The organism is Lentilactobacillus otakiensis DSM 19908 = JCM 15040 (genome assembly GCF_001434145.1).
In the GTDB taxonomy this organism is placed as follows: Bacteria; Bacillota; Bacilli; order Lactobacillales; family Lactobacillaceae; genus Lentilactobacillus; species Lentilactobacillus otakiensis.
The window spans coordinates 1-26055 of sequence record NZ_AZED01000008.1 but is presented as its reverse complement, the minus strand read 5'-3'; the positions used below and the strand labels follow the sequence as shown (position 1 = coordinate 26055).

23 protein-coding genes and 1 riboswitch are annotated in these 26055 nt (G+C 42.7%); of the genes, 8 read left to right on the top strand and 15 right to left on the bottom strand.

Annotated elements, in window-relative coordinates:
- Positions 1–6 precede the first annotated feature (6 nt).
- A complete protein-coding gene (aroB, locus tag FD05_RS02925) occupies positions 7–1086 on the bottom strand; it encodes a 3-dehydroquinate synthase (RefSeq protein ID WP_020281651.1) in 1080 nt (359 codons plus the stop codon).
- Positions 1083–2099 carry a 3-deoxy-7-phosphoheptulonate synthase gene (gene aroF / locus FD05_RS02920; RefSeq protein WP_020281650.1) on the bottom strand — a complete coding sequence of 339 codons (1017 nt, stop codon included), beginning with the start codon at positions 2097–2099 and terminating at the stop codon, positions 1083–1085. The genes aroB and aroF overlap by 4 nt, the downstream gene beginning before the upstream one ends.
- A gap of 818 nt (positions 2100–2917) precedes the next feature.
- Here aroF and FD05_RS02915 point away from each other — a divergent pair.
- Together FD05_RS02915 and FD05_RS02910 are read left to right on the top strand one after the other, a co-directional pair.
- Entirely contained in the window at positions 2918–4396 is a 1479-nt protein-coding gene (locus FD05_RS02915; protein ID WP_020281649.1) for an anthranilate synthase component I family protein, read from the top strand.
- Entirely contained in the window at positions 4380–4988 is a 609-nt protein-coding gene (locus FD05_RS02910; protein WP_020281648.1) for an anthranilate synthase component II, read from the top strand. The genes FD05_RS02915 and FD05_RS02910 overlap by 17 nt, the downstream gene beginning before the upstream one ends.
- 52 nt (positions 4989–5040) lie before the next feature.
- Here the strand turns inward: FD05_RS02910 and FD05_RS02905 are convergent, their stop codons facing one another.
- From FD05_RS02905 to FD05_RS02890, 4 genes are all read right to left on the bottom strand, one after another.
- A complete protein-coding gene (locus FD05_RS02905) occupies positions 5041–5589 on the bottom strand; it encodes an ECF transporter S component (protein ID WP_020281647.1) in 549 nt (182 codons plus the stop codon).
- Entirely contained in the window at positions 5589–6863 is a 1275-nt protein-coding gene (locus tag FD05_RS02900; RefSeq protein WP_020281646.1) for an acetylornithine deacetylase, read from the bottom strand. The genes FD05_RS02905 and FD05_RS02900 overlap by 1 nt, the downstream gene beginning before the upstream one ends.
- 126 nt (positions 6864–6989) lie before the next feature.
- Positions 6990–7081, bottom strand: a riboswitch (TPP riboswitch).
- Positions 7082–7440: 359 nt separating this feature from the next.
- Positions 7441–7911: a hypothetical protein gene (locus tag FD05_RS02895; protein ID WP_020281645.1), complete on the bottom strand. Its 471-nt coding sequence runs from the start codon at positions 7909–7911 to the stop codon at positions 7441–7443.
- A 613-nt stretch (positions 7912–8524) separates the two neighbouring features.
- Complete coding sequence (locus FD05_RS02890) at positions 8525–9073, bottom strand: RNA 2'-phosphotransferase (protein WP_020281644.1); 549 nt, start codon at positions 9071–9073, stop codon at positions 8525–8527.
- Between the two features lie 360 nt (positions 9074–9433).
- Here FD05_RS02890 and FD05_RS02885 point away from each other — a divergent pair, with 360 nt between their 5' ends.
- On the top strand, positions 9434–10072 hold the full coding sequence (locus FD05_RS02885) for a histidine phosphatase family protein (protein ID WP_020281643.1): 639 nt from the start codon (positions 9434–9436) through the stop codon (positions 10070–10072).
- A gap of 63 nt (positions 10073–10135) precedes the next feature.
- Here the strand turns inward: FD05_RS02885 and lepB are convergent, their stop codons facing one another.
- Entirely contained in the window at positions 10136–10723 is a 588-nt protein-coding gene (lepB, locus tag FD05_RS02880) for a signal peptidase I (protein ID WP_020281642.1), read from the bottom strand.
- Positions 10724–10926: 203 nt separating this feature from the next.
- Here lepB and FD05_RS02875 point away from each other — a divergent pair, with 203 nt between their 5' ends.
- Positions 10927–12129, top strand: coding sequence for a multidrug effflux MFS transporter (locus FD05_RS02875; protein WP_020281641.1), 1203 nt, complete (start codon positions 10927–10929; stop codon positions 12127–12129).
- A 234-nt stretch (positions 12130–12363) separates the two neighbouring features.
- On the opposite strand, the gene mnmG is transcribed toward FD05_RS02875, so the two are convergent.
- The 3 genes from mnmG to jag all read right to left on the bottom strand — a co-directional run bounded on the left by mnmG (position 12364) and on the right by jag (position 16633).
- Positions 12364–14295, bottom strand: coding sequence for a tRNA uridine-5-carboxymethylaminomethyl(34) synthesis enzyme MnmG (gene mnmG, locus FD05_RS02870; RefSeq protein WP_020281640.1), 1932 nt, complete (start codon positions 14293–14295; stop codon positions 12364–12366).
- Between the two features lie 33 nt (positions 14296–14328).
- Positions 14329–15723 carry a tRNA uridine-5-carboxymethylaminomethyl(34) synthesis GTPase MnmE gene (gene mnmE / locus FD05_RS02865; protein ID WP_020281639.1) on the bottom strand — a complete coding sequence of 465 codons (1395 nt, stop codon included), beginning with the start codon at positions 15721–15723 and terminating at the stop codon, positions 14329–14331.
- 199 nt (positions 15724–15922) lie between these two features.
- Positions 15923–16633 carry an RNA-binding cell elongation regulator Jag/EloR gene (jag, locus tag FD05_RS02860; protein ID WP_020281638.1) on the bottom strand — a complete coding sequence of 237 codons (711 nt, stop codon included), beginning with the start codon at positions 16631–16633 and terminating at the stop codon, positions 15923–15925.
- A gap of 255 nt (positions 16634–16888) precedes the next feature.
- Between jag and FD05_RS02855 the strand changes: the two genes are divergently transcribed.
- Together FD05_RS02855 and FD05_RS02850 are read left to right on the top strand one after the other, a co-directional pair.
- Entirely contained in the window at positions 16889–17842 is a 954-nt protein-coding gene (locus FD05_RS02855; protein ID WP_020281637.1) for a cation diffusion facilitator family transporter, read from the top strand.
- Positions 17843–18204: 362 nt separating this feature from the next.
- On the top strand, positions 18205–18975 hold the full coding sequence (locus FD05_RS02850; protein ID WP_020281635.1) for an acetoin reductase: 771 nt from the start codon (positions 18205–18207) through the stop codon (positions 18973–18975).
- Positions 18976–19110: 135 nt separating this feature from the next.
- Here the strand turns inward: FD05_RS02850 and FD05_RS02845 are convergent, their stop codons facing one another.
- The 5 genes from FD05_RS02845 to rpmH form a co-directional block, all read right to left on the bottom strand.
- Positions 19111–20121 carry an NADP-dependent oxidoreductase gene (locus FD05_RS02845; protein WP_039933132.1) on the bottom strand — a complete coding sequence of 337 codons (1011 nt, stop codon included), beginning with the start codon at positions 20119–20121 and terminating at the stop codon, positions 19111–19113.
- A 24-nt stretch (positions 20122–20145) separates the two neighbouring features.
- On the bottom strand, positions 20146–21276 hold the full coding sequence (locus FD05_RS02840; RefSeq protein ID WP_020281633.1) for a glycerate kinase: 1131 nt from the start codon (positions 21274–21276) through the stop codon (positions 20146–20148).
- Positions 21277–21369: 93 nt separating this feature from the next.
- Positions 21370–22206, bottom strand: coding sequence for a membrane protein insertase YidC (yidC, locus tag FD05_RS02835; RefSeq protein ID WP_039933131.1), 837 nt, complete (start codon positions 22204–22206; stop codon positions 21370–21372).
- Entirely contained in the window at positions 22203–22568 is a 366-nt protein-coding gene (rnpA, locus tag FD05_RS02830; RefSeq protein WP_020281631.1) for a ribonuclease P protein component, read from the bottom strand. The genes yidC and rnpA overlap by 4 nt, the downstream gene beginning before the upstream one ends.
- 59 nt (positions 22569–22627) lie before the next feature.
- Entirely contained in the window at positions 22628–22762 is a 135-nt protein-coding gene (gene rpmH / locus FD05_RS02825; protein WP_013729124.1) for a 50S ribosomal protein L34, read from the bottom strand.
- A 505-nt stretch (positions 22763–23267) separates the two neighbouring features.
- Between rpmH and dnaA the strand changes: the two genes are divergently transcribed.
- Both dnaA and dnaN read left to right on the top strand, forming a co-directional pair.
- A complete protein-coding gene (gene dnaA / locus FD05_RS02820) occupies positions 23268–24617 on the top strand; it encodes a chromosomal replication initiator protein DnaA (RefSeq protein ID WP_020281629.1) in 1350 nt (449 codons plus the stop codon).
- Positions 24618–24806: 189 nt separating this feature from the next.
- On the top strand, positions 24807–25946 hold the full coding sequence (gene dnaN, locus FD05_RS02815; RefSeq protein ID WP_020281628.1) for a DNA polymerase III subunit beta: 1140 nt from the start codon (positions 24807–24809) through the stop codon (positions 25944–25946).
- Positions 25947–26055: the final 109 nt, after the last annotated feature.

Below are 26055 nucleotides of genomic sequence, written 5' to 3'. Positions count from 1 at the left end.
GAAACATCAAGCCTTAACGGTCTTAATATCAAGAAATTCCTGGATTTGATCACTAGGAATTGATTTAATAACCGGTCCACCAATTGTATGGACGTAAATTAAGCTCAAATGACCGTCACGGTTCTTTTTATCGTTTTTGATTTTATCAAAGACTTCATCAGAATCCAGCAAATCAGAAGTGACTGGTAAGCCAACTGCTTCCAAACGTTCGCGCAATTCTTGGGTAATCCCTGGTAAGGCCAACCCTTTGTCTTCAAAGATTTGCTGCATGGCAATCATTCCAATGCTAACTGCTTCACCATGACGTAATCCGCCATCTGCCAAGGCTTCAACAGCGTGACCAATTGTGTGGCCGTAGTTTAGCAACTGACGAAGGCCACCTTCTTTTTCGTCGCCCATCACAATATCCGTCTTGTATTGGACGGAATGGATGCTCAACTCTTCAGCATTCGCTAAGATATCCTCTGGTGAGTCGATTGATTTAACCAAGTTCCATAAGTCACCATCTGAAAGTGCGGCAACTTTGACAATTTCACCGTAACCTTCAACTAAGTCACGAGTCTTCAAAGTGTTTAAGGTATCTGGATCAATAATCACCAAATCAGGTTGGTAAAATGAGCCGATGATATTCTTGGTAGTGTCCAGATCCACAGCAGTCTTACCGCCAACGGAACTGTCAACTTGTGCCAATAATGAGGTTGGTATTTGAATCAAACTGATTCCGCGCATGTAGGTTGCGGCCAGGAAGCCGGCTAAATCACCAGTAACTCCACCACCCAAGGCAATGACACCGTCATCACGATTAAAACGATCAGCTGCCATTTGCCGAGCCAGGTCAGCTAAAACTTCTAATGATTTAGACTCTTCACCCGCCGGAAATTGGTATTCGTGAACGGTAAAACCGACTGCCTCAAGTGCGTCAGCAACCTTTGCCTGGTAGAGTGGCGCAACATTACTATCACTAACTAACGCGATTTTTCGTTTAGTCCAAACACTAGAGACTAATTGGCCTGTGCAGCCCAAGATTCCTTTGGCAATTTCCACATTGTATGAATGATCCGGTAACTCAACTTTGATTATTTTCATAACTTTACCTCACTTTTTTCTTGAATTGGGGTGGTAATGACTTGTCGAATGGCAAATGCTTGTTGGGCCATTGCACGGTATTCGTCTGGCTTCAATGCTTGGGCACCGTCGGAGAATGCGTGGGCAGGATCGTCGTGAATTTCGACAACCAACCCACTGGCACCAACTGCTGCACCGGCTAATGCTTCGGGAGTGACAAACTCTGTGTGGCCGGCAGCGTGGCTTGGGTCAAGAATGACTGGGTAATGAGTCAATTTTTGCAACACTGGCACTGCACCAACATCGAGAGTGTTCCGCGTGTATTTGTTATCAAATGTCCGAATTCCTCGTTCAGTAATGATGATATTGTGGTTACCACCAGCTGCGATGTACTCAGCCGCATTTAAGATATCATCAATCGTAGCAGACATTCCGCGTTTTAGCATTACTGGAGTCTGAGTTTTACCAACAGCCTTCAAAAGTGAGAAGTTTTGCATGTTTCGGGCACCAATTTGGAAAATGTCGGTGTACTGTTCAACCATTGCCACGTGGTCTTGATCCATAACTTCGGTTAAAACATCCATGTCGTAAGCATCTGCTGCTGCTCTCAAGAATTTCAGACCATCTTCGCCGAGTCCTTGGAATGAGTATGGTGAGGTCCGAGGCTTGAAGGCACCACCACGGAGGACTGTTGCACCACCACTTTTGGCGACCTTAGCCATTTTCATGACGTGTTCTGCGGATTCAACTGAGCAAGGACCTGCCATCATGGTGAAGTTATCGCCACCAATTTGGCTATGCGGCGTGGTAACAATCGTGTCTTCTGGGTGAAAAAGGCGGCTGCCTTGAACTGCAGCGGGAACATTATCGATGATCAGATCAATCGTATTCTTTTCTTCTGCATTTAAATCATCTTCACTTACGCCTTGAATCGCCACTCGATTGTTGTGAACAAATACCTCGTTGGTTTCAGTGAAGCGGCTCTTGATCTCATCAATAATGTTTTCATGTCCATCCTTAAGTACAATAATCATATCTATTATCTCCATTTCTATATTTGACGTTATTTTGAATAAAATAAAACTCCCACAGTGTATATAACACTACGGGAGTCGAAATTTTGTGTAAAAAAATTGGTCCCGCAGTATATTTGGTAAATAACTGTGTGACCGAAGTAAGTAATCATGATGAAATACTATTGGCCGCACAGGATGTGAGTGAGTGCCCACATCCTGTCCGGTGTGAACACTAAACGTACCAATAGTAATAAAATCGATTAATTTTTGAATTAATTTTTATCATGATTAGAATCTCCTAAGAAAGTTAAATTTTAATTGCATAGAGCATATAATGAATTCGAGGATGTGTCAACCCTAAAGTATAAATTATTAATTTTCTTGACATCTTCTCATAAAGAGCGTAATTTTAATGACAATTAAATACCGTCCTAAATAAACCATTGAAGTGGAGATCAAGATTGTTGTGCACGTAAAGAGAGTCGCTATTGCTGAGAATGCGGCCGGACGCAGACAGTTAAATGGACCACTGAGGGTTCTTCCGAAAGTTTACAAGTACGAAGAAACGTGTTGGCATACGTCAGTTGCCGGAGGGATGTTAGTCCCTTGCTAAGCGTAATTGACGGGAAAGATTTGATTTACATATGGTAGATAGTCTTTCTTTGATCAGTTGAACTAAGGTGGCACCGCGGAATAATCCGTCCTTAATGTGAAAACATTTAGGGCGGATTTTTTTGTATATAACGGAGGATTTTAAATGAAAACATCAAGAAAGCGATGGCAAATCCAGCTTTAGTATTTTCAGAAAGCCAACTAAAGTATTGGAGGATATCATTATGAATTTAGAACAATTACAACAATATACCAAGGATTTTCCAGCTATACCAATTTCAATTAATTTTGAAATGGGTGACTTTGATCCGATTGCGGTTACCCAACAATTTGACCAACCAGACAAGCCCTGCTTCTTATTAACGGGGAAACCCAAGAAAACAGAAGATGGCTATTCGTTCATTGGCTTAAATCCAACCCTGACATTGACCTATCGAAATGGCGAGTTGGCCACCACAGACAGCCAAGGCGATGTTTCACATGAAACAACTGAATTAAAGCCTGTCCTGGAAAGGATTTTAGCGAATAATAAGATGCCAAAGTTCCATCACTTGCCGCCATTCTCTGGTGGACTGGTCGGATACTTCAGTTACGATTACGCGCGCTATGCCACCACAGCCAGCTTACCGAAAGTCAACGACTCGATGGGGCTCAACGATGTTGATTTACTGCTGATTGATCAGGTAATTGCTTACAATCACACGACCAAGACCGTCACATTGACTCAAGTCATCCCTTCAAGTCAGCTCAACGATCAATACCATGCGGTTATTTCAAAATTGAACTCGTTGAAGGATGAAATCTTACAGGTAGCTGACAGACAACCATTGCCACCGCTTACGATGACACCATTCAAACTACAATTTTCATTAACCGAATTTGAGGAAAAAGTTGCAGAAGCGAAACAACATATCGTCGATGGAGACATCTTCCAGGTGCAAATTTCCAATCCGCAGCACGCCAAGATGACCGGATCATTATTTGCGGCTACCCCCACATTATTCAAGGAAAGCCCCTCTCCCTACCAATTCTACTTCCGCCACAACGATTTCGAAACGATTGGTGCTTCACCGGAAACCATGATTACCAAACGCGATCAGACCCTGTTCACTTACCCATTGGCTGGAACCAGACGCCGCGGGAAAGACAAAGCAGAAGATGACGCATTTGCCAAAGAACTCCAACACAACCCTAAAGAGTTGTCAGAGCACAATATGTTGATCGATCTGGGGCGCAATGACCTTGGCAGCATTAGTCAATTCGGCTCAGTAAAAGTGACCGCTTATCGGAATCTGCTCAAGTTCTCTAACGTCATGCATATGGGCTCTGTGGTTGAAAGCACTGTCGACAAAGGGGTTTCATCAATCGACATTATCAACTCATTACTGCCTGCCGGAACATTATCTGGCGCCCCTAAAATTTCCGCAATGAAAATTATTGGTGAACTCGAAAACAATAAGCATGGCCTCTATGGTGGCTGCCTGGGATACCTCGGTTTTGACGGCGACTTGGACATGTGTATCGGTATTCGATTAGCCTATCGAAAAGGCGAGGATTTGGTTGTCCGCAGCGCTGCCGGAATTGTCGCCGATAGTATTCCCAAACATGAATATCAAGAATTCAATAACAAGGCTAGAGCCATCGTGACCGCACTACAGGAAACCGCAGAAAAGAGAGGTGTTTTAGATGCACTATCTAATTGACAACTATGACAGCTTCACATACAACCTATACCAATTAATTGGTACCCAAACATCTGACACAATTCAAGTCGTCAAAAACGATGCAATTAATGTTGAAAATTTAATGAAAGAAAAGCCTGAAAGCATCATTCTCTCACCAGGACCCGGTCGCCCAGAAGATGCTGGGAATATGCCAGCTATCTTGAAAGCATTTCTCGGCAAGGTCCCAATTTTTGGTGTTTGCCTGGGACACCAAGCGATCGCCCAAGCATACGGTGCCCAAATTGTTCACGCGCCACGACTCATGCATGGTAAGCCATCCAAGATGGAATTGGTTGGGAACGATCCACTATTTAAGAATTGTCCTAGACAGTTTGAGGCGGCTCGGTACCATTCGTTAATCGTTGATCCACAGACTGTTCCAGCAAGTTTAAACATCACAGCCCGAACAGATGATGGCGAAATCATGGCCATCAGCAATCCAGCCGACATGGTTTACAGCGTTCAATTTCATCCGGAATCGATTATGACCGACCCAGAAGTCGGTAAGCTGATAGTCAAGAACTTTTTGACAGTGGTAAAGACCGCCAACAGCGCGGCCACACCGATGTAGGACACAATAAAGGAGAACCCCCGATGAGAGTTCTCCTTTTAATTTGCCAATTTTATTGAACTTGTTTCAATACTTGTGATCGGCTCAACATCTTGAAAATGGCTCGAACACAAACGGCGCCGAAGAAGAAGACCGAGACCAAACGAACTGAGAACAATGCCAAAATCATTGGCAGGTGATAGTGGACATATCCCAGTCGGAACAGTTCATATCCAAATGACACAACGGTGGTAGTGACAGCTGAAGTTGTCAGAACCGGCCAGCTCCAGTTTTTATAACCCCACAACGTAAAACCAAGCTCACTTCCGATTCCTTGAACAATTCCGGAAAGTAGGGCACTGGCACCAAATGTTCCACCAAAGATCACTTCAGCGGCAGCTCCTAAAACTTCACCAATAATCGCTGCACCCGGCACTCTTACTAAGTAAATTGAAAGTGGCCCAGCCATGATCCAAAGGCCGAACAAGGCTTCATTTGAGAAGGGTCCAATGGCCACAGCCAGGAAGTTGTAAAGGTAATCAGTCCCGACAAATATGGCACCAAAGACAATCGCAATGATCGCTAATAAAATAATATCCTGTAGACGAAATTTCTTTTTCATTATTGTTCTCCTTTTGAATGACACCAATCATAAATAAATGCGGCCATAATCCGTGTATATTCTAATAATTGCTTAAAGCTGAGACTCTCATTATCACTGTGAGCTTGTTCCATGGTACCGGGGCCGAAATCGACCGCTGGAATATGGTAATAGCCGAACCAGCCACTATCCGATACTGATGGCGACATCCCCAAAGTCGGCTGTTCTCCAGTCACTTCAGTGAAACTCTTTTGCAATGTCTGCATCCCCGGGTGGTGTGGATCTAACTCCAATGAAGGGAATACCTCACCCTTATCTGCCAAAAGTGAATCACCACCCCACTTAAAGGTTGGTAAGTTATCTTTGAGCCAAGGATCGGATTTTGCAGCTGCAATCACTTGGTTCTCAATCTCATGAGTGATATCGTCAACATTTTCATCTGGATAAAAGTGAACCGTGATCCATAATTTAGCCTCACTTGGAATATAGGCCGGATGCAGCCCACCTTCGATATAAGCCGGATTAATCGTGTCAATTCCCGGTGCAAAACCAGGGTAGCTTTTGGTGATTCCCCAGTATTGCTCCAATTTTTCCAACGCCTGAATCACAACCATCATTTTTTCGACCATGTTGGCTGCTTTCAGGCCACCACCAGTGGTAATCATTGCGGCACGGTTACCGTCATGGTAGATATGAGGACTTTTCAAAGTGATCCAGCCGGTGATGACCCCACCTTGACCCTGAAAGTTCATATTGCTGGTATCTCCGACAACCGCAAAATCGGCGGTTTCACCATTTTTCAGTAAGGTCTTCGTACCCGCCTCGCCAGCTTCCTCACCAACGACAGATTGGAAACGCAGATCGCCTGGTAAATCTATTCCGAGTTGTTTAAACAAGGAAAATAGATATATAAAGCTGGCAATGCCACCCTTCATATCACTGACACCGCGACCAAACAGCAAATCACCTTTTTGAGTCAGCTTAAATGGATCCGTGTGCCAACTGTCACGGTCAACTGTTGCGACATCGACATGGCCGTTTAAGAGTAAACTATGGTAATTTTTAGCATCAGAACCATTTTTTTGAGCCGACAGCAATTCATCGCCCTCATAAAACGGCACGCGCTTCGTCTCAAATCCGTCCTGGGTTAATTCTGCATCAATAAACTGTTGAATCGCCACTGTATTACGGGCTGGCGGTGACATCGTTTCAAATGAAATTAACCGTTCCAACAACGTTAAGAGCTGATTTTCATGCTCGTCAACTGCTTGTAGTAATGCTTCTTTACTCGCCAATTTCGATTTCCTCCACACAATTATTTACAACTATTTGAAAATAAAAAAATCCCCCTTTCTTCAAAACCTCGAAGAAAGAGGGAACAGAGTAAAAGTTTAATCGACTTTATATCTATTAGCTCACACAAAAAAGAATTTCGTTCTTCCTTCGACAGTCCTAACTGCATCAGGTTCAATGGGTGTTTTCTCAGCCGTTTAGGGCACCCCAGACTACTTTATTCAATTGGCCAATCAATTACTTGGCTGGTTTTATGATATAACGAATCGCAGAAATGTCAAAGTAATTTTCACAAAGTGAACTTATTCAAGACAGATATATGCCTGTACCATGTTGCTCGCTGATCTTTAGAGCTAGGTCCATTGCGAACACAAAAAAGCGAGAGTGCGAAAAAAGGCATTTTGATCCCAGAATTTAAGGGGATCAGCCGATTTGAGCACGTTTTTACTAAGTAGTAATGAAACCACTAAAAAGGGCTGAGGCAAAAGTTTGCACTTTTGTCCCAGCCTCACTTTTTAGATTGACCCATTTGTATTCATTTGACCTAAATGAAAACTTTATCCCGTTAGATTGCACCTTTTAGGAAGTGGCTAATCCGCCTGTCCAATGGTTGGCAGCACTGGTGGTATAGACTTTAATCGAGTATGTGCCTGAGCCCACCCACAAGCTGCCACTCAATGTTCCAGTTGATGAACTGATCGTCTTATAAAGCTCACCATCTTTGTAAATGCTGATTGAAAATGGATCAGCACTTGAAGCGCCACTATCTGTCGAGGTTTTCACGTTGTAGTGGAGTGTATTGATCAAATTGGTTGCCTTGACTGTCACGTTATAGCCGGAGTTATCGTTGGTATATTGACTGCCGCTCTCACGCGATCTTTGAGTTAAGTTGTCACCATTTGCGTGTTTGGATTGCTTAGCACTGCCTGATTTTCTATCTTGCTGTTGAGCTGGAACTGTATCAGCATTGGCAATCGCGCTACCTAAGAATGTTGGTGCGACCATCGCGGCTGCGGCTCCAAAGGTGATTAAATATTTTTTAATTTTCATTAATTAAAAACTTCCTTTCGTGGCTAAAAGATTGTTGGTTTGATCTAAGCTGCTAATCAAGTTGCCCTCCCTTCATATTTGATGTTGTTAGAATATCGGGGGAAACTTAATTGAGACTTAAGACTGGGCATTATGCTGGGTAAATGCGGATATCTTAAGAAATCCTTTGGAAATGGGGGTTCCGAAACGTGCTCTGACGGGCCTGCTCCCTACTGTGCAAGTGAAAAATATTAATGATGAATAAAGACCATTCATCATTAATATTTCCGTCTTACACTCCGGGGGCACACAGCCCTCATCACGCTCTAGCCGAAACGTGCTCTGATGACCCCGATGGCTACACATAAACAGGCAAGGGCAATCAATGAATAAAAATCGTTCATCAATTGCCCTTGCCTGCTTATGCACCGCGATCACCCGGATCTCGTCACACTCTATTCAACTTTGAAATTCGACTTAAATATAAAGCCACAATTAGGACACCGATTCAGCCCGTAACTAATCGACATTGGTCGATGGCACTTTGGACAGTTTCCCTGCATGGGCCTTCTGATCTTAGCTGGTTTTGGTTCTTTTTCATCTTGATTACTCATCTTGGTGTCCCTTCATTTCTTTACTGAGCAATAATTTTAAGGAAATTGGCCGGCATTGCATCAACCAGCCAAATGCCGCTTTGTGTTGGATAAAATAAAATTCCTGAATCGGCAGCTTTTCTCGCAGCCACTTCGAATATAACAGGGTGTGGATCACGTCTTTTGCCCACCTGAACAGCCATCTTGGTATTGGCAGACAAATGCACAAAATCGCGGTCCATCTTTTTTAAGCCTTCATCGACAATGAATTCAGCCGCCACGTGTGTGGTTCCGTGATAGAGCTTCTCTGGTGGTTCAGTCGGTGGCGTTAAGGGCTCTACGGGGACGCTGTGGCCATATAACGCCCTGATTGTGTTACCTTCGATCGCATATCGCTGCTTGTCACTATCTTTCATGATTTCGCGGATTATTTTTTCACTGATTGGGGTTCCATAGTGCCGGTTAAATTTTTCAATCAACGTCTGCAAATCTACCCGACCATAATGATCCAGCCGAATGCCAATCTTGTCCGGATGGTGACGCAGAACAAATGATAATCGTTTACTTAACCGGGTTAATTGATGATCCATTTGAAAGACTCCATTCTCTCCATGTTAACTTTATTATAATCCCAAATTGCACACAGACCACAAAAAAGCGCCCGAGACTAAGGACCCAGGCGTTGCTACAAATCATATTCATATTAAAGGGGATCTTACTTCTTGGGGGAGACGTAAGATAATCAAGTTTCATACTTTGGAGGAGTAAGTTCACTTGTTTGACCAATTTATCTTTCAAAATTGATTGTCTTTATATTATTGCCGCGAACTTAAATCAGCCTTAAATAAGTGTGACGAAATTGTGAACTCGAATAAATATGTGGTTAGGGGTGTTGTTTGCCCGCATTTCTTATATAATTAGATACAGAAAATAACTCGAAAGGATTCGATATGAAAACCATTTATTTTGTCCGTCACGGTCAAACTTTACTCAATCAATTTCGTAGAATGCAGGGTTGGATCGACTCACCCCTGACTAAAAAAGGGGAAGCCCAAGCAAAGGCAACCGGCCAAAAGCTGGCACAGACCCACTTTGACTTAGCGATAAGCTCCGATATGATGCGTGCCATCCACACATTGGGAATTATTCTGGACAATAACCAAGCTTCCAAAGATATCACCCGTGAGGTGCATCAGGACGTCCGCGAAATTTACTTTGGTTCTTTTGAAGGCATTGACAGCATCCAAACCTGGAATATGATTGGCGGGCCACTTGGGCATCGCAATCAGGAAGATCTAATTAAGGAATATGGGTTACTGAAAATGCGTGACTTTATGTATGATGCCGACCCATTTCACGAAGCAGAGACATCTGATCATCTTAAAAAACGCATTCAAGTCGCAGTTGAGCACATCCAAAACGAATTAAAAGATGGTCAAAATGCCCTGGTTGTTTCACATGGAACATTTTTGAGAAATCTGGCAACCCTTTATACAGAGACTGTTCCCTATGTTGAACAGCCAGATAATGGTAGTATTACAAAACTGGACGTTACAGATAAGCCGAAAATAATTTCGTATAATAAATAAAAAATCTCACTAAAAGATTTCGTAATTAATCTTTTAGTGAGATTATTTGTCGTGTGAGAATTTTTAGTATCCCAAATTATTAACGTTGGTTCGTTTGGTCTTATTAGTTTCCCAGAAGAAAGTCTTAGCAACTCCAGTAATCTTCTTCTTTGGCACAAAGCCCCAGTATCGACCGTCATTAGAAACACTTCGATGATCACCAAGGACAAAATATTCACCCTTGGGAACTTTAGTAGCGTTGGTATTCTTATTCCAGCTCTTGGAAAGTGACTTCAAATCCCAATTCCCAGTACCGGTCGTCCGCTCATTCATACTGATGAACTTCTGTGGCACAACTTTACCATTCACATAAAGGTTGCCATTCTTGCTGGAAACTGTGTCACCAGGAAGGCCAATGACCCGTTTGACATAATCTGTCTTAGGCTTAGTGGCCGTTGGGTCTTCGCCATGGGCATCAAAGACAATGACGCTCAAATGCTTGACCTTGGCATGCCGCCAGACGATTAACCTTTCTTTGTTAACCAAGTTGGGCTCCATTGAAGGTCCGTCAACTCTGGCAAACGTAAAGACAAACTGGCGAATTAAAAGGGCAACCAATAGGCCGACCAGGATGGGAATTACCCAACTCATGATTTCTTTAAATACTTTCATTTCAAGCTCCTTTGTGAACTACACAATTAGGAATGCATACTATCCATAACGGTTAGCTTACGCAATCGATATTAATTCTATCACATTTGCCCACCATGACAACACTTTCGCCGCTAATTAAGGGAACCCTAATTTATTGCTCATATTAAAATCAAACTGTATGATATTTTGTATGACTCTGCTTGTGAAATAGAGGTAACGACATGAATGCAACTCCAAAATTAAAAAGTAAAATCTGGTTGGTCTTCATTCTGGGAACAATCAGTGCGACTGGGCCACTTTCAATTGATCTATATTTACCGGCACTGCCCGAAATGACTCGTGATCTGAATGCCCAGCCATCCCTGATTCAGTTGAGCCTCAGTGCCTGTCTAATTGGATTGGCACTCGGACAGCTAATCTCTGGGCCTTTGAGTGACAAATATGGGCGAAAGAAGCCCTTGATGATTGGGTTCTTCATCTTTGGCTTGGTATCGTTGATGATTGCTTACAGCAGCTCGGTTTATCTATTAATCCTTCTACGATTCATTCAAGGCCTTGCAGGAGCAAGCGGACAGGTGCTGTCCCGCGCCATTGCATCAGATATGTTCTCAGGCCCACTCCTAACTAAGTTCTACTCAATGTTATCGGCAGTCAACGGGATTTTCCCAGTGATCTCACCGGTCATCGGCGGTTTTATGATCCGCTACGTTGAGTGGCAAGGAATCTTCATCTTGTTGGCAGGAATTGGATTCGTCTTAGTGATCGCCTTATGGCTGGGGGTCAAGGAAACACTACCGCCTGAAAATCGAATCTCTGGGAGTCCCGGAAAATCAATTGGGCAAATGTTCAAGTTGCTGCAAAATTCACGCTTCATGCGATTGGTTCTGGCAACTGGCTTGGTATCTGGTGGCTTATTCAGCTATATTTCTGCATCATCATTTGTTTTCCAGAATTTTTTCCATATGTCAGTTCAGAGTTTCAGTCTGCTTTATGCATTAAATGGTATCGGGATCGCAATTGGCTCAGTCATTCCTGGTGCTTTAGCAGGGAGATTCACCGAAGCGGGCCAAACAAAAGTGATTCTGACATCCACCTTCATCACATCCGTTTCACTCACACTCAGTGCATTATTCTTGAATAATTTGTTCCTAGTGATCATCTTAGTATTTTTGACGGTCACGCAATTCGGAATGCTATTTACCTTAACAACGTCAATTATCATGAATCTAACATTGCATAATAACGGTGGCTTGTCGGCTATGCTGGGGCTTTCTCAAAACGCAATTGGTGGCATTATGTCACCATTGGTTGGATTGATGGGAACTGGCACGTATTTGCCGATGTCAGTGGCAATTATGAGCTGCATGGGCTTGAGTTTATTTCTGTTTAGTACCATTCATAATAAGCAGCAGGCTTTGAATTAATGAAAAGGCTGGGAGCAATTTGCTCCCAGCCTTATTTGGTTGATTTTAACTAATCAAAATGTGTTTACTCTAAACTCATTTTGTTGGTTGTCTTACTGATATATAGCCGAAACGTGTTCCGACAACCCTGACCCCTACTGCATAAGACAATTCATTCAACAAGGAACCAAAACCGTTCCTTATTGAATGAATCATCTTATGCTCCGGGGTCAAAACGGGTTTCGTCACACTCTGTTATTCTGCCAACTTACTAATCCTTCCCTGCTGAATATAAACGCTCAAAATGGCGATATCTGCAGGGTTAACACCGCTTATTCTTGATGCTTGGGCAATGGTTTCCGGATGGATCTTTTGGAGCTTCTGACGCGCCTCGGTGGCAATGCCATCAATGGCGTCATAGTCGATTCGGTCAGGAATCTTCTTGGCTTCCATGCGCTTCATCTTTTCAACACTTTGCTCAGCTTTCTTGATATAGCCGGCATATTTGGTTTGAATTTCAATCTGTTCAATCACGTGACGGTCCGGGGTTTCTTCTGATTTGGGAATAAACCGCATCAACGTCTTGTAGTCAACATAAGGTCGACGGAGGAAAATTGATGCCAATACGCCGTCTTGAAGCGGCTTATCACCATGCGCCTGAACAAATTCGTTAACCTCGTCAGAAGGCTTGATCCGAATGGTACTTAAGCGGTCGAATTCATCTTCAATCGCTTTTTTCTTTGCCAAGAATTTTGCATAACGCTCGTCAGAAATTAGGCCAATCTCATGACCTTTTTCTGTCAAACGCATATCCGCGTTATCTGTCCGCAAAAGTAAGCGATACTCGGCTCGACTGGTCAATAAACGATAGGGTTCTTTGGTACCTTTAGTAACCAAATCATCAATCATCACACCAATATAGGCTTCATTTCGCTTCAAGACGAATGGACCCTTACCCAAAGCTCTTCGACCAGCATTGATTCCGGCGATTAAGCCTTGACCGGCAGCCTCTTCATAGCCCGAAGTTCCGTTGGTCTGGCCAGCCGTATACAGGTTTTTGACAACTTTGGTTTCCAAGGTTGGCTTGAGTTGGTATGGTGCGACAACATCGTATTCAATCGCATAACCGGGACGCATCATTTGAGCGTTTTCCATTCCGACAATCGAATGAATCATCTTTTGCTGAACCTCTTCCGGCATTGAAGTTGATAAGCCGTCAACATACCACTCTTCAGTCTTGCGACCTTCCGGCTCCAAGAATAATTGGTGGCGACTCTTGTCAGCGAACCGGACCACTTTATCCTCGATTGAAGGACAATAACGAGGGCCAACGCCTTCAATAACACCGGTAAACATCGGTGCCCGGTCAAGATTATCACGGATAATTTTATGAGTCGTTTCGTTGGTGTAAGTTAACCAGCAAGATAATTGATCTTTAACTGCAAGATAGTTGTCATCGGATGACTCAAAGCTGAAATGATGCGGCTCTTCGTCGCCGGGTTGTTCTTCTGTCTTTGAGTAATCAATGGTTGTGCCATCAACTCGTGGTGGGGTACCAGTCTTAAATCTTTCCAGGTCGAAACCGAGTTCTTCCAGGTTACCTGAAAGCTTTTCGGCAGGCTGAGAGTTATTAGGACCAGAAGCGTACATCAACTCACCAATAATAATTTTTCCACGGGCGGCGGTTCCGGCAGCAATCACCACTGCCTTGGCGTAACATTCAGCACCGGTATTCGTGATGACACCTTTACAAACACCGTCTTCAACGATCAGAGAATCAACGATTCCCTGTCGTAAAGTCAAATTAGGTTCTTTTTCAATTGTATGCTTCATTTCAGCATGGTAGGCATGTTTGTCTGCCTGTGCCCGCAATGCTTGAACAGCAGGGCCTTTACCGGTATTTAACATCCGCATCTGGACGTAGGTTTTATCGATATTCTTACCCATTTCACCACCTAAAGCATCAACTTCGCGGACAACAGTTCCCTTTGCTGGGCCACCAACAGATGGATTACATGGCATGAATGCAACCATGTCCAAGTTGATTGTCAAAAGCAGGGTCTTGTTCCCCATTCTGGCAGCTGCTAATGCAGCCTCACAACCAGCATGGCCGGCACCTACGACGATAACATCATAATCTTGGCCGCGATACTTTTGTTTAACATCGCTAACTCTTAAACTTTTCACTGTTTTTCCTCCAAATGTTTCATGTGAAACAGGTTATTTTCCTAAACAGAACTGACTGAATAATTGGTCAATTAATTCATCTTGATAACTGTCACCGGTGATTTCACCTAAGAAATCCCAACAGCGAGTCATATCAATCTGGACCAAATCAACCGGCATGCCATCATCGAGGCCCTTGACAACGTCTTCCAACGCTTGTTTAGCTTGATTCAACAGACCGATGTGTCGGGCATTAGTAACCATGACGTCATTTTGACTGCTTTCAATTCCTTCATCGAAGAACATCTTGGCGATTAATTCTTCGAGCTGCGTTAAACCATCCGCTTTAATCGCAGAAGTCGAAATGATGTTATTGCCGTCAGCAAGCGATTTGAGCTTATCCAAATCAATCTTGGTGGGTAAATCTGTCTTGTTAAGGATGATGATCCGCTGTTTATCTTTAGTGGCATCTAATAACTTGATATCTTCATCAGTCAAAGGCTCACTGGCATTTAAGACCAGCAAGACCAAATCAGCACTGTTGATCGCTTTTCTCGAACGATCAACCCCGATTTTTTCAACCTTATCTGTCGTATCACGGATTCCGGCAGTATCCACTAATTTCAATGGCACACCGCGCACATTCACGTATTCTTCAAGAACATCTCTAGTGGTACCAGGCACGTCGGTCACAATCGCCTTGTCCTCGTGCAGCAGATTGTTCAGTAAACTTGATTTACCAACATTTGGTCGACCAATAATTGAAGTTGCTAAACCTTCACGCAAGATCTTACCTTGTTTGGCTGTCTTTAGCAGTTGGACAATTCGGGTATGGACATCCGTTGCCTTTTCCCGCAATAATTTACTGGTCATCGTCTCGACATCATCATATTCCGGATAGTCGATATTAACCTCAACTTGAGCAAGCACATCGAGAATATCTTTTCGCAGATGTTTAATTAAATGTGATAAATTACCGTCCAGCTGGCTGATTGCTGCCTTCATTGAACGATCCGTTTTGGCTTCAATTAGGTCCATTACCGCTTCAGACTGTGATAAATCAATTCGACCATTCAGGAAGGCCCGTTTGGTAAATTCTCCTGGTTCTGCCATTCTGGCACCATAACTTAAAACCAATTGGAGAATCCGGTTAGTGGCAACAATCCCGCCATGACAGTTGATTTCAACGATATCTTCTTCAGTATAGGTATGGGGTGCTCTCATAACCGAAAGCATCACTTCATCGATTTCTTCATTCGTTTCGGGATCAACAATATGACCGTAATTAATTGTATTGCTAGCAACTTTATCGAGATTTTTCCCACGATAGAGCTTTTTGGCAACATCAAACGCCTCTTCCCCGCTAATCCGGACAATTGAGATGCCACCTTCACCAGGCGGTGTCGAAATAGCTGCAATCGTATCAAATTCTGTTGTTGTTAATACCATGATTAAGCTTCCCTCCACGAATAATTGAATAGTGTTTTTATTTAACCACAAAACTTATCTAAAAGCACAAAAAAAGCGCCACTCCATGCTAAAAAGAGATAGCATGGATAAAGCACTTTGACTACTTTACCTAGTTAAGATAAGAATGATTACCTACATAATATTTTATAGATGCTGAATTGTCAATCAGTTTTGAGAACTATTTTGGTGCAACCACAATCACTCGGTGGGGTTCTTTACCAGTCGAGTAAGTCATGACATGATCATTGTCAGCCAGCGCATTATGAATTTGTTTCCGTTCAAATGCCGGCATTGGATTAAGGTACACTGGTTTGCCATTTGCGATGGCATTCCGAGCGGTCTTATCAGCTAACTGAACCAATGATTCGCTTCTTCTTGATCGATAGTTTGCAGTATCCAATTCAACATTGACGTTATTGGCACCAAGACGATTAATAAAAATCTGTGAGAGATTTTGAAGCGCATTAATCGTACGGCCATGACGGCCGATTAAGCGGCTCTCCTGGTCAGTATCAATATCAATATAAATTGAGTGACGGCTCTTTAAATCCAACTTTAATTTGAACGAGAACCCCATTGCTTCAAGGACATCGTTCAAGTAATTCGCTAATTTTTGAGAAACTTCTTCGACATCAATGGTGTTTTCAGTTTCTTCACTATCAGTATGGGCATCATAAACTGGCTTTTGGCTTGGTTTATCAGTAATTGTTTCAGTTTGAGTATTTGATTTTTTAGCAAGTTCAACCTGTGCAAGTTTGCGACCGAAACCTAAAAATCCATTCTTAGGTTGTTGAATAACAGTAACTTCAACTTGGTCCTGAGTGAGTGATAATGCGGTTAAACCCTGTTCTACGGCGTCTTGGATGGTTTTTCCAGAGTAAATTGTCATAATGAACTCCCTTTATTTGAATTAACTGGTTAATAATAGCATAAAAATGCGCATTATTAAACGGTTTGTTGCGAAAAACGGAAACTAAACGCAAACTTTAAATAATTTGTCACATTTGAAATCGTCAAACTACTAAATCGCAATAAAGTCGATATAATGGGTAATAATAGCATCTTTGACTAGAATTTTTTTGTCGGGTTGGACACCAATCTATGATCACAGCCGCTTTAGGTTTTCGATTTAGGAAGTGATAAGATGGCAAACACAAATCAATATGACGCCGGCCGGAACATTCAAATCGACCGCCAACACCGACTTAGCAAGCTTCAAGAGGCCCAGCAGATTACCTGGGTCAACCTAAGCGCCTACTCAGCCATCATGGTTGCGGAACTAATTATTGGCTTTTTTGCACAAATCACCGTGTTGATCGCTGACGGCCTAAATAACCTGACTGGGGTCTGTGGGGCAGCCATTTTGATTATCGGCTTAAAAGTTTCAAAACGTCCACCTGATTCCAATCATGTCGTGGGACACTGGCAATATGAAAACATTGCAGCACTACTTTCAGCAACGATTATGTTTGCTGTTAGTATCCAAATTTTTGTCGATGGTGTTTTCGCGGTTGGCAAATTTCTTGCTGGCCACACCATTCGTCCAAACTATTGGTCACTCGCCGTTAGTCTCATTGCAGCCAGTATCATTGCAATCCTGGCCCAATTTAACAAACAGAAGGGCATTCAGCTCAATAACCAGGCGTTAACCGCATCAGGTCAAGATCTTAAGAGCGATGCTTGGACGAGTTTTGGCACCTTTCTATCCATTGGTGGTGCTTATCTTGGTGCCCAATGGTTGGATGGTGTCGCAACTTTGATTGTTGGTTGTTTGATTTTTCATTCATCAATCAGTATTTTCAGGACCACCATCATGCGCTTAAGTGAAGGTTTCGACCCTAAAGACATTGAACAATACAGTAAAACAATCAGCACCATTCCAGGGGTTCTCGGCATCCAGGGAATTGAACCTCGCTGGTTGGGTGATCAAATTGTAATGAAAATCGGAATCTATTTGGCTGATGATACGGATCTAAAAACTGCGTATGCAATCGGTGAAAAAGTTGAGCATGCCTTAATGGCGAAGTATGACATCTTGGACGCCGACGTCATGAACTATCCTGTCAGTCAAAAAGACAATCCACACTCAGTCGATTAATTCAAATCGGTTGACAAATAAAACAATGAGGGCTATATTCGATTCTAATTAAATGATAATTTGTTAAACAAAATGAATCGGTGAGTAGTTTGGCGTTGTTTGCCAGAGAGTTGGCGTTGATGAGAGCCAATATTCAACTCAAACGAATATGGCCGGTGATTGGTTACTGTGAGTTTGATCATGAGCAGTAAACGGATAGGTCCCCGTTAGCAGACACACCATCGACAATCGGTGGTTATCAAGGTTTAACGGGCAATCGTTAAATAAATCAGAATGGTAAAGTGTTATTCGCTTCTGCAGTGTATACTGCAGAAGCTTTTTTAATTTTATGGAAAAAATATGATAAATTTGGGGTGGATATAATGGCAAAATTAGCAATTGTAACTGGTGCAGGACAAGGAATTGGTGAAGGAATCGCGCATCGATTAGCAAAAGACGGGTTTGCGATTGCTGTCGCAGATATTAACGGTGAAACTGCTGATAAGGTAACTGCTGATTTAACCAAAGCAGGCTATTCAGCAAAGTCATACCATTTGGATGTGGCTGACCGCAATAGTGTCTTTGATTTGGTACAAAACGCGGTTGCCGATCTTGGCGAATTAGCAGTATACGTCAATAACGCCGGTGTGGCCTTCATCGATGAAATTGTTGATTCTGCAGAAAAAGACATTCGCCGATTGCTAGATGTTAATTTGTTAGGAACCTATTGGGGCACCCAAGCAGCAGCTGAGCAATTCAAAAAACAGGGACACGGCGGTCGAATTGTCAACGCTGCATCCCTTGCTGGAGTTGAGGCTTCTGCTCTTCAAAGTGCCTATTCAATTTCAAAGTTTGGTGTCCGCGGAATTACTCAGGCAGCTTCCAAAGAATTAGCCAAGGACCAAATCACGGTCAATGCCTACGATCCCGGAATCGTCAGAACGCCATTAAGAGATGGGATTGATAAACGAACGGCTGAAATCAAAGGTATTTCAGTTGAGCAGCAACAAAAAAACTGCCTCAGTGAAATTTCACTGGGCAGAGAAGCAACTCCAGAAGACGTTGCCAAGGTTGTGTCATGGTTTGCGTCCCCAGATGCTGCCTATATTACCGGTCAATCGATTCTGGTAGATGGCGGTATGAGATATCAATAAACATACATCAAACCGAGGATGATCGTGCAGATTGAACTTGGTAGACAAATTGCTGTCGTATACGTGAAACGGACCAGTGATGAGCGAATATTGTTCATCTCTGGTCCGTTTTATTTGTATCGTATAACTGTATAACTACCCGATCGCAACTAAAATCTTTCCTTTCGCTCGCCCCGAGGCTGAATAATCAAAAGCAGACTGAATATCTTCGAAGGGCACCACCCGGTCAATAATCGGCTTAACCACGCCTTGTTCGATCAAGGTCGTGATTGCGGTCAACTCGCGACCACTCGGCTTCATAAACAAAAAGTCATATTCAACCCCAGTTCGACGTTCCAATCGAGCAATGTTCATCGTTGCCAGCGAAAGTGCAAGTCGTTTCCAACCTGGTAATCCATAATTTTTCGCGAACCGACCATTCGGCATTCCAGAAATTGAGACAATTTTACCACCAGGTTTCACAATGCGAAACGAATTTATCAAGGCTTGACCGCCCAGTGTGTCAAATACATAGTCATAATCGACTAAAACATCTTCAAAGTGAGTTTGATGATAATCAATGACTTGGTCCGCACCAAGTTTGCGGACTAATTCTGCATTTTTAGCGCTTGTCGTTGTGGCAACAAATGCCCCTAACGACTTGGCGATTGGAATGGCCATCGTGCCAATTCCACCAGAACCCGCTTGAATCAAGATCTTATCACCAGGATTGACTTGCATCACGTCAACCAGCGCCTGGTAGCTGGTTAATGCGACTAACGGAATTGCCGCAGCATCTTGCAGGGTGAGATTAACAGGTTTTAGTGCGATGTCACCTTGATCAACCCCCACGTACTCAGCAAATGTCCCAATCCGATTCTTCTGAACCCGACCGTAAACCTGATCACCGACGTGAAAAGCAACGACGGATTTGCCAACTTTAGTCACCGTTCCAGAAAAATCGCTCCCCAAAGTCAGGGGCATTTTGTATTTCAATAACATTCTGAGCTGACCGTCGCGAGTTTTCAAATCAATCGGGTTAATACTGGCCGCCGCAACTTTCACCAGGACATCATTATCCCTAATTACTGGGATCGGCACTTGAACAATATCTAGTCGCTGCTGTCCATATTTTTGAATCTGAGCAGCTTTCATTAGTTTTGTCATTTCAAAATCCTCATTTCACTTAGCTCAATTTTTTCCAAATAAAAGCATCTTACCCAACCGATACCCAGTCTGGGTAATTAACTCAGGCGCCGCAGAAATTGCATCACTCACACTCATGGGGCGAGTCGTGGTGGAAACAATCAAATCAAACCCCTGTTCATAAAGCGGCTGGATATGATCACTCACACTTCCAGCAACGGCAATAATCGGAACCTTGGCTTGTTGAGCGACCTTCAAAACGCCCATCGGTAATTTGCCGTTCAATGTCTGACGATCAATTTGGCCTTCGCCTGTAATCACCAAGTCGGCATCTTGAATTATTGTCTGCAATCCCACGATATGAATGATGGCATTTATCCCAGATGTTAGACGTCCACCAAGAAATGCCAAGACACCAAATCCAAGACCACCAGCAGCCCCCACACCAGGCACGTTTGAGAAATCATCCCCAAGTGAACTCGCCGTTAAATCGGCCAGTCGATGAAGTCGGTGATCGAACAATCCAATTTGGTCCGGGCCAACACCTTTCTGTGGTCCAAAGACTTGGGTAGCACCGGTTTCTCCGGTCAGGGGATTATCAACATCTGAAAGACCAATCACTTGAACCTGGCGGAGACGCTCTTGTAAGCCAGTTAAGTCAATTTTGGCCAAATGTCCCAAGCCGTCAATTCCCTGAGTAATTTCAGCACCATTTTGATCAAGAAAATGACCACCTAAAGCTTGGGCCATCCCGACGCCACCATCATTGGTCGAACTGCCACCCAGACCCAGATAAATTTTGGTAACCCCGTGATCAATTGCGGTTTGGATGAGTTCGCCAACACCATACGTCGATTTAAGGGCAACATCACGATTCTTATCTTGGGTGAATCCTGCAGCGGCAGCCATTTCAATAACGGCTGTCTGATCATCAATCAAACCCCACTTAGCGTCCATTTGACCACCAACAGGTCCAGACACCTTCGTGGTCATCGATTTGCCGTCAGTGGCACTGAGAATGGCTGTGACGGTCCCTTCACCACCGTCGGCAAGCGGCACTTTGGTCACTTCAACTGACTGGTTTGCTTGGATGAGACCACGACTTAAATATTCAGCTGCTTCGGTTGAACTGGCACTGCCCTTAAACGAGTCTACGGCAATCACAATTTTTTTCATCGTTAACTTCCTTTAATCATCCATTTAACTTAGTTTAACTGATTTTGAGAATAAAAAAACAGCCTGGCCAAATGACCACGCTGTTAATATCAATTATTTACGTTTACTCTTCTTCGCACGTTTAACGGCTTTTCTAATTGCCCGTTGTTTTTCACGCTCTTCACGTTGTTTCTTTTCACGTTCACGACGGATCTTCCAAGGATTTTGAATAACCAGGGTTTGACCTACTTGGAACGCGTTGGTAATTACCCAGTACAATGACAGCGCTGATGGTAAGCTGACGGCCATGATCAAAATGAAGAATGGCATCCCCATTGTCATCATCGTCGTCATTGAATTGGATTCAGGCTGACCTTTCATGGCCAACCATGAAGAAATGAAAGTGAACAATGCAGCCAGAATTGGCAGGATGAAGTATGGATCCGGATGACCAAGTTGCAGCCAGAAGAATGTGCCACTTCTCAAAATATGAGTCCGCCAAATTGCTTGGTACAAAGCAAACAGAATTGGCATCTGAACAATCAATGGCAAACAGCCGGCTAATGGATTGATACCTGCTTCAGCATACAGCTTCTTTTGTTCAGCCTGAAGCTTTTGAACGGTTGCTGCATCCTTTGATGAATACTTCTTTTGTAAAGCCTTCAGCTGCGGTTGAACCTCTTGGGTCTTGCGCATACTTCTGGTTTGATAAATCATCAATGGCAGAATAACAATCCGAACAAGAATGGTGAAGACAATAATTCCCATTCCGTAGTTGTCGCTAAAGAATTTAGACAGCCAGATAATGGCTCTGGAGAAGTTCAAGACAACCCAGCCATCCCAAATACCTGTACTGTGATTGGTTATTGGTGCATTGCTACATGCGGAAAGTACTACCGTCAAACTTACTAATGATAGTAATACTAGTAATTTCTTTATTCTCTTTTTCAACTTTTTTCCTCACTATCATAGTTGGGATCGATTAGTTTAGCTAACTTGAGTACGTGAATTAAGCTGGCTTTCACATCAGCCATTGCCATTTGATCAGCTGCCGGACGTGCGATCACGATGAAATCAACGTCCTGACGGAGATAAGGCTTTAATTCCAACAGGGATTGGCGAATTCTTCGCTTAACCCAATTTCTATGTACCGCGTTACCGATCTTCTTACCAACAGAAATACCGACGCGAAAATGTAATTGATTGGGTTTGTCCAAAGAATAGACAACAAATTGACGATTTGCAACGGAGTTATGAGTTTCGAATACTTCTTGAAACTCAGACTCTTTTTTTACTCGATACGATTTTCGCATGATCCATCTCCACAGATTTTTGAAAAATAAATGAAAAAGACCACTGAATGGTCAGTGGTCTATGCAGACAATGATTTTCTACCTTTTTGACGTCGGCGAGCCAACACTTTACGACCATTGCTGGTACTCATACGTTTACGGAAGCCATGAACGCGAGCGCGATGACGTTTCTTTGGTTGATAAGTTCTTTTCATGATAAATTCCTCCTTTAACTGTAAAAGTCGCGTTTAAGCATTTAATTACAATATGTTCAAATGCATTTCCCAAATATATTAACATAATTTGTCCACTAATGGAATAGTCTTTTGCATGATTGATTAAATCAAAAATAATTTAAAATTTGTTTCATGAACAATAAGTGTGGATAACCGCACAAATAATCATAGCCGATTTTGGAGATTTGCACAAGGTTATCCACAAGTTCACACATTGTTTTAAAAGTTATCCACAGGTTGTGGATTTCTAAAATTTATTTCAGGATAAAGCCGTTGTTATCAGGTTTAGTTATCCACAGTTGCCTGTTCATTACCTGTGTTTTGCTGTGCGTTATCCACTTTTCCACAGGGTACTTATACATTTCGTCCACCCCTGTGAAACAATTATGCACAGGCTGTTTTTGCCTGTGGAAAACTTTTCTGGGGAATGCTAAAATTAATTTGCATTTCGTTCAACGACTAAAAAACAGAGGGGGAATTCGTAGTGTTAGATAAGGATTCATTATGGCAGAAATTAAGCGATCAATTTCGCAGCAACACCACTGACCTTACATATGATACCTGGATCAAACCAGTCAAACCGATCAGCTTTGATGGATCCACACTTACTTTATCTTTACCTTCTGAATTGCATCGGGATTACTGGAAAGAACAATTGGCACCAAACTTGATTGAGTACGCTTTTGTGATAACCAAAGGTAACATCGAGCCAAAGTTTATTCTGGATTCAGACGTTAATAAAGAAGCGCAAGAAAAACCTGTGGATAACAATGCAGATCAGGAACAAGACGATGACAAGTTTTCATTTAGTAAGGAAAATCATCTCAATCCCAATTACACGTTCGATAACTTTATTATCGGTAAAGGCAACCAAATGGCCCACGCCGCTGCTTTAATTGTGTCTGAAGAACCCGGGAAACTTTACAATCCTTTGTTCTTCTATGGTGGCGTTGGTTTGGGCAAAACCCATTTAATGCAGGCCATCGGTAACAAGCGCCTTGAGGATCATCCAGAAACCAACGTTAAATATGTCACCAGTGAAGCCTTCACCAACGACTTCATTAACGCCATTCAAACCAATCGAACTGAAGAGTTCCGACGCGCATACCGGGACGTCGACATTTTGATGGTTGATGATATTCAATTCTTTGCCCAAAAAGAAGGAACCCAAGAAGAGTTCTTCCATACTTTTAATGATCTCTATAATAACGACAAACAAATTGTTTTAACTTCAGATCGAGTTCCTCAAGAAATCCCTAAGTTACAGGAACGGTTAGTATCTCGATTTGCCTGGGGTCTGCCAGTAGACATTACACCACCTGACCTTGAAACCAGAATTGCGATTCTCAAAAATAAAGCCAAGTTGGATAACCTGGTCATTCCCAACGACACATTGTCTTACATTGCCGGTCAAATTGACTCTAACGTCCGGGAACTTGAAGGCGCACTGTCTCGGGTCCAAGCTTATTCCAAATTAAAAGATGAACCGATTACCACTGACTTGGTCTATGAAGCACTCCGTGGCTTGAAGTTGAGCCAAGACAACCGTCAGCTCTCAATCGTTGACATTCAAAACAAAGTTGCCAGTTATTTCCACATTTCCATCAATGATCTCAAAGGCAAGAAACGCATGAAATCAATCGTCATGCCTCGCCAGATTGCGATGTACTTGTCCAGAGAAATGACCAGTAACTCGCTGCCAAAGATTGGTAAAGAATTCGGCGGTAAGGATCACACAACGGTTATTCATGCCTGCGATAAAATTGCTGAAATTATCAAACTTGATGCCGATTTAAGAAAAGAAATCTCGGATATTAAAAGCGCCCTGAACTAAAATGGTATAATCGACTGTGGATAAATAACAGAGAAGTCAATAAGTTGTGCACAGTCTTATCCACAGGTTCAGCGTTAGGGACCAAAGACTTGTGAAAAGTTATCCACAATATCCACATGCCCTACTGTTACTTCTCTTTTCTTTTATTAATTAATATATACTTACACTTTCCGGGAGGTCGATTACAGTATGAAATTTTCCATTGGTCGAACAGCATTCACAAGAGGTCTTAACACCGTTTCAAGAGCAATCTCTACTAAAACAACTATTCCAATTCTGACAGGACTGAAAATAGTTGCTGGTCCTGATGGTCTGGTACTAACAGGTAGTGATGCTGATATTTCCATTGAAACCACATTAAAGGCTGACGATCCAGACAATATGTTAGCAATTGAATCTGCAGGTGCCATTGTGTTACCAGCCAGATTCTTTACAGAAATTGTTAAAAAGCTGCCTAAAGATACCATTACTTTAGAAGTTGGTGAAAACTTCCAAACAATGATTACTTCAGGCCAGTCTTCATTTACGATCAATGGTTTGGATGCCAACAATTATCCACACCTTCCTGAAATTCAGACAAACGATTCAATTCCTTTGGCTGCCGATCTTTTCAAACAAATCATTAGTCAAACAGTTGTCGCAGTCTCTAACCAAGAAAGTCGACCAATTCTAACTGGGGTTCATTTTGTGATTTCAGAGAACCACGTTATGGCGGTTGCGACTGATAGTCACCGATTGAGTCAACGGAAAGTTACTCTTGAAAAGCCCATCAATGGTTCCTATGATTTCGTCATACCCGGTAAGAGTTTGACCGAATTATCCAAAATGATTGATGACGCTCAAGAAGAAGTTTCCTTATCAGTTACAGAAAACCAAGCCTTATTCGTTATTGGTAACACATTGTTCTACTCACGATTACTTGAAGGCAATTATCCTGATACGACTCGTCTGATTCCAGATTCACACGATACCCGAATTTCATTTGAAGCACCTGAACTTTTAGCTGCCATCGAACGGGCATCATTACTTTCACATGAATCCAGAAACAATGTCGTTAAAATTACCATTGATCCTGACAAGAAGTCAGTAACAATCTACGGTAACTCGCCAGATGTTGGTAATGTTGAAGAAGATTTAGAGCCTAAGACCCTTGAAGGTAACGAACTCGAAATTTCTTTCAATCCTGATTACATGAAGGATGCATTGCGTTCATTCAGTCAGGCAACCATTAACATCGACTTCACTTCTGCGCTTCGGCCATTTACGTTGACCCCAACAGAAGATAGTGACAGCTTTGTTCAATTGATTACGCCAATCAGAACGTTCTAAATTCGAAATGATTCAACCAGCAACTTCCACATTCTGGGAGTTGCTTTTTTTCTTGCTTGAATTGTCAAATTAAGTGCAACACTACATTAAAGAATATTTCATAAGGCGT

What these genes read in the sequence shown, in the direction of transcription:
- aroB (WP_020281651.1), bottom strand. Translation starts at nt 1,086, where the DNA reads ATGAAAATAATCAAAGTTGAGTTACCGGATCATTCATACAATGTGGAA.
- aroF (WP_020281650.1), bottom strand. Translation starts at nt 2,099, where the DNA reads ATGATTATTGTACTTAAGGATGGACATGAAAACATTATTGATGAGATC.
- FD05_RS02915 (WP_020281649.1), top strand. Translation starts at nt 2,918, where the DNA reads ATGAATTTAGAACAATTACAACAATATACCAAGGATTTTCCAGCTATA.
- FD05_RS02910 (WP_020281648.1), top strand. Translation starts at nt 4,380, where the DNA reads ATGCACTATCTAATTGACAACTATGACAGCTTCACATACAACCTATAC.
- FD05_RS02905 (WP_020281647.1), bottom strand. Translation starts at nt 5,589, where the DNA reads ATGAAAAAGAAATTTCGTCTACAGGATATTATTTTATTAGCGATCATT.
- FD05_RS02895 (WP_020281645.1), bottom strand. Translation starts at nt 7,911, where the DNA reads ATGAAAATTAAAAAATATTTAATCACCTTTGGAGCCGCAGCCGCGATG.
- FD05_RS02890 (WP_020281644.1), bottom strand. Translation starts at nt 9,073, where the DNA reads ATGGATCATCAATTAACCCGGTTAAGTAAACGATTATCATTTGTTCTG.
- FD05_RS02885 (WP_020281643.1), top strand. Translation starts at nt 9,434, where the DNA reads ATGAAAACCATTTATTTTGTCCGTCACGGTCAAACTTTACTCAATCAA.
- lepB (WP_020281642.1), bottom strand. Translation starts at nt 10,723, where the DNA reads ATGAAAGTATTTAAAGAAATCATGAGTTGGGTAATTCCCATCCTGGTC.
- FD05_RS02875 (WP_020281641.1), top strand. Translation starts at nt 10,927, where the DNA reads ATGAATGCAACTCCAAAATTAAAAAGTAAAATCTGGTTGGTCTTCATT.
- mnmE (WP_020281639.1), bottom strand. Translation starts at nt 15,723, where the DNA reads ATGGTATTAACAACAACAGAATTTGATACGATTGCAGCTATTTCGACA.
- jag (WP_020281638.1), bottom strand. Translation starts at nt 16,633, where the DNA reads ATGACAATTTACTCTGGAAAAACCATCCAAGACGCCGTAGAACAGGGT.
- FD05_RS02855 (WP_020281637.1), top strand. Translation starts at nt 16,889, where the DNA reads ATGGCAAACACAAATCAATATGACGCCGGCCGGAACATTCAAATCGAC.
- FD05_RS02850 (WP_020281635.1), top strand. Translation starts at nt 18,205, where the DNA reads ATGGCAAAATTAGCAATTGTAACTGGTGCAGGACAAGGAATTGGTGAA.
- FD05_RS02845 (WP_039933132.1), bottom strand. Translation starts at nt 20,121, where the DNA reads ATGACAAAACTAATGAAAGCTGCTCAGATTCAAAAATATGGACAGCAG.
- FD05_RS02840 (WP_020281633.1), bottom strand. Translation starts at nt 21,276, where the DNA reads ATGAAAAAAATTGTGATTGCCGTAGACTCGTTTAAGGGCAGTGCCAGT.
- rnpA (WP_020281631.1), bottom strand. Translation starts at nt 22,568, where the DNA reads ATGCGAAAATCGTATCGAGTAAAAAAAGAGTCTGAGTTTCAAGAAGTA.
- rpmH (WP_013729124.1), bottom strand. Translation starts at nt 22,762, where the DNA reads ATGAAAAGAACTTATCAACCAAAGAAACGTCATCGCGCTCGCGTTCAT.
- dnaN (WP_020281628.1), top strand. Translation starts at nt 24,807, where the DNA reads ATGAAATTTTCCATTGGTCGAACAGCATTCACAAGAGGTCTTAACACC.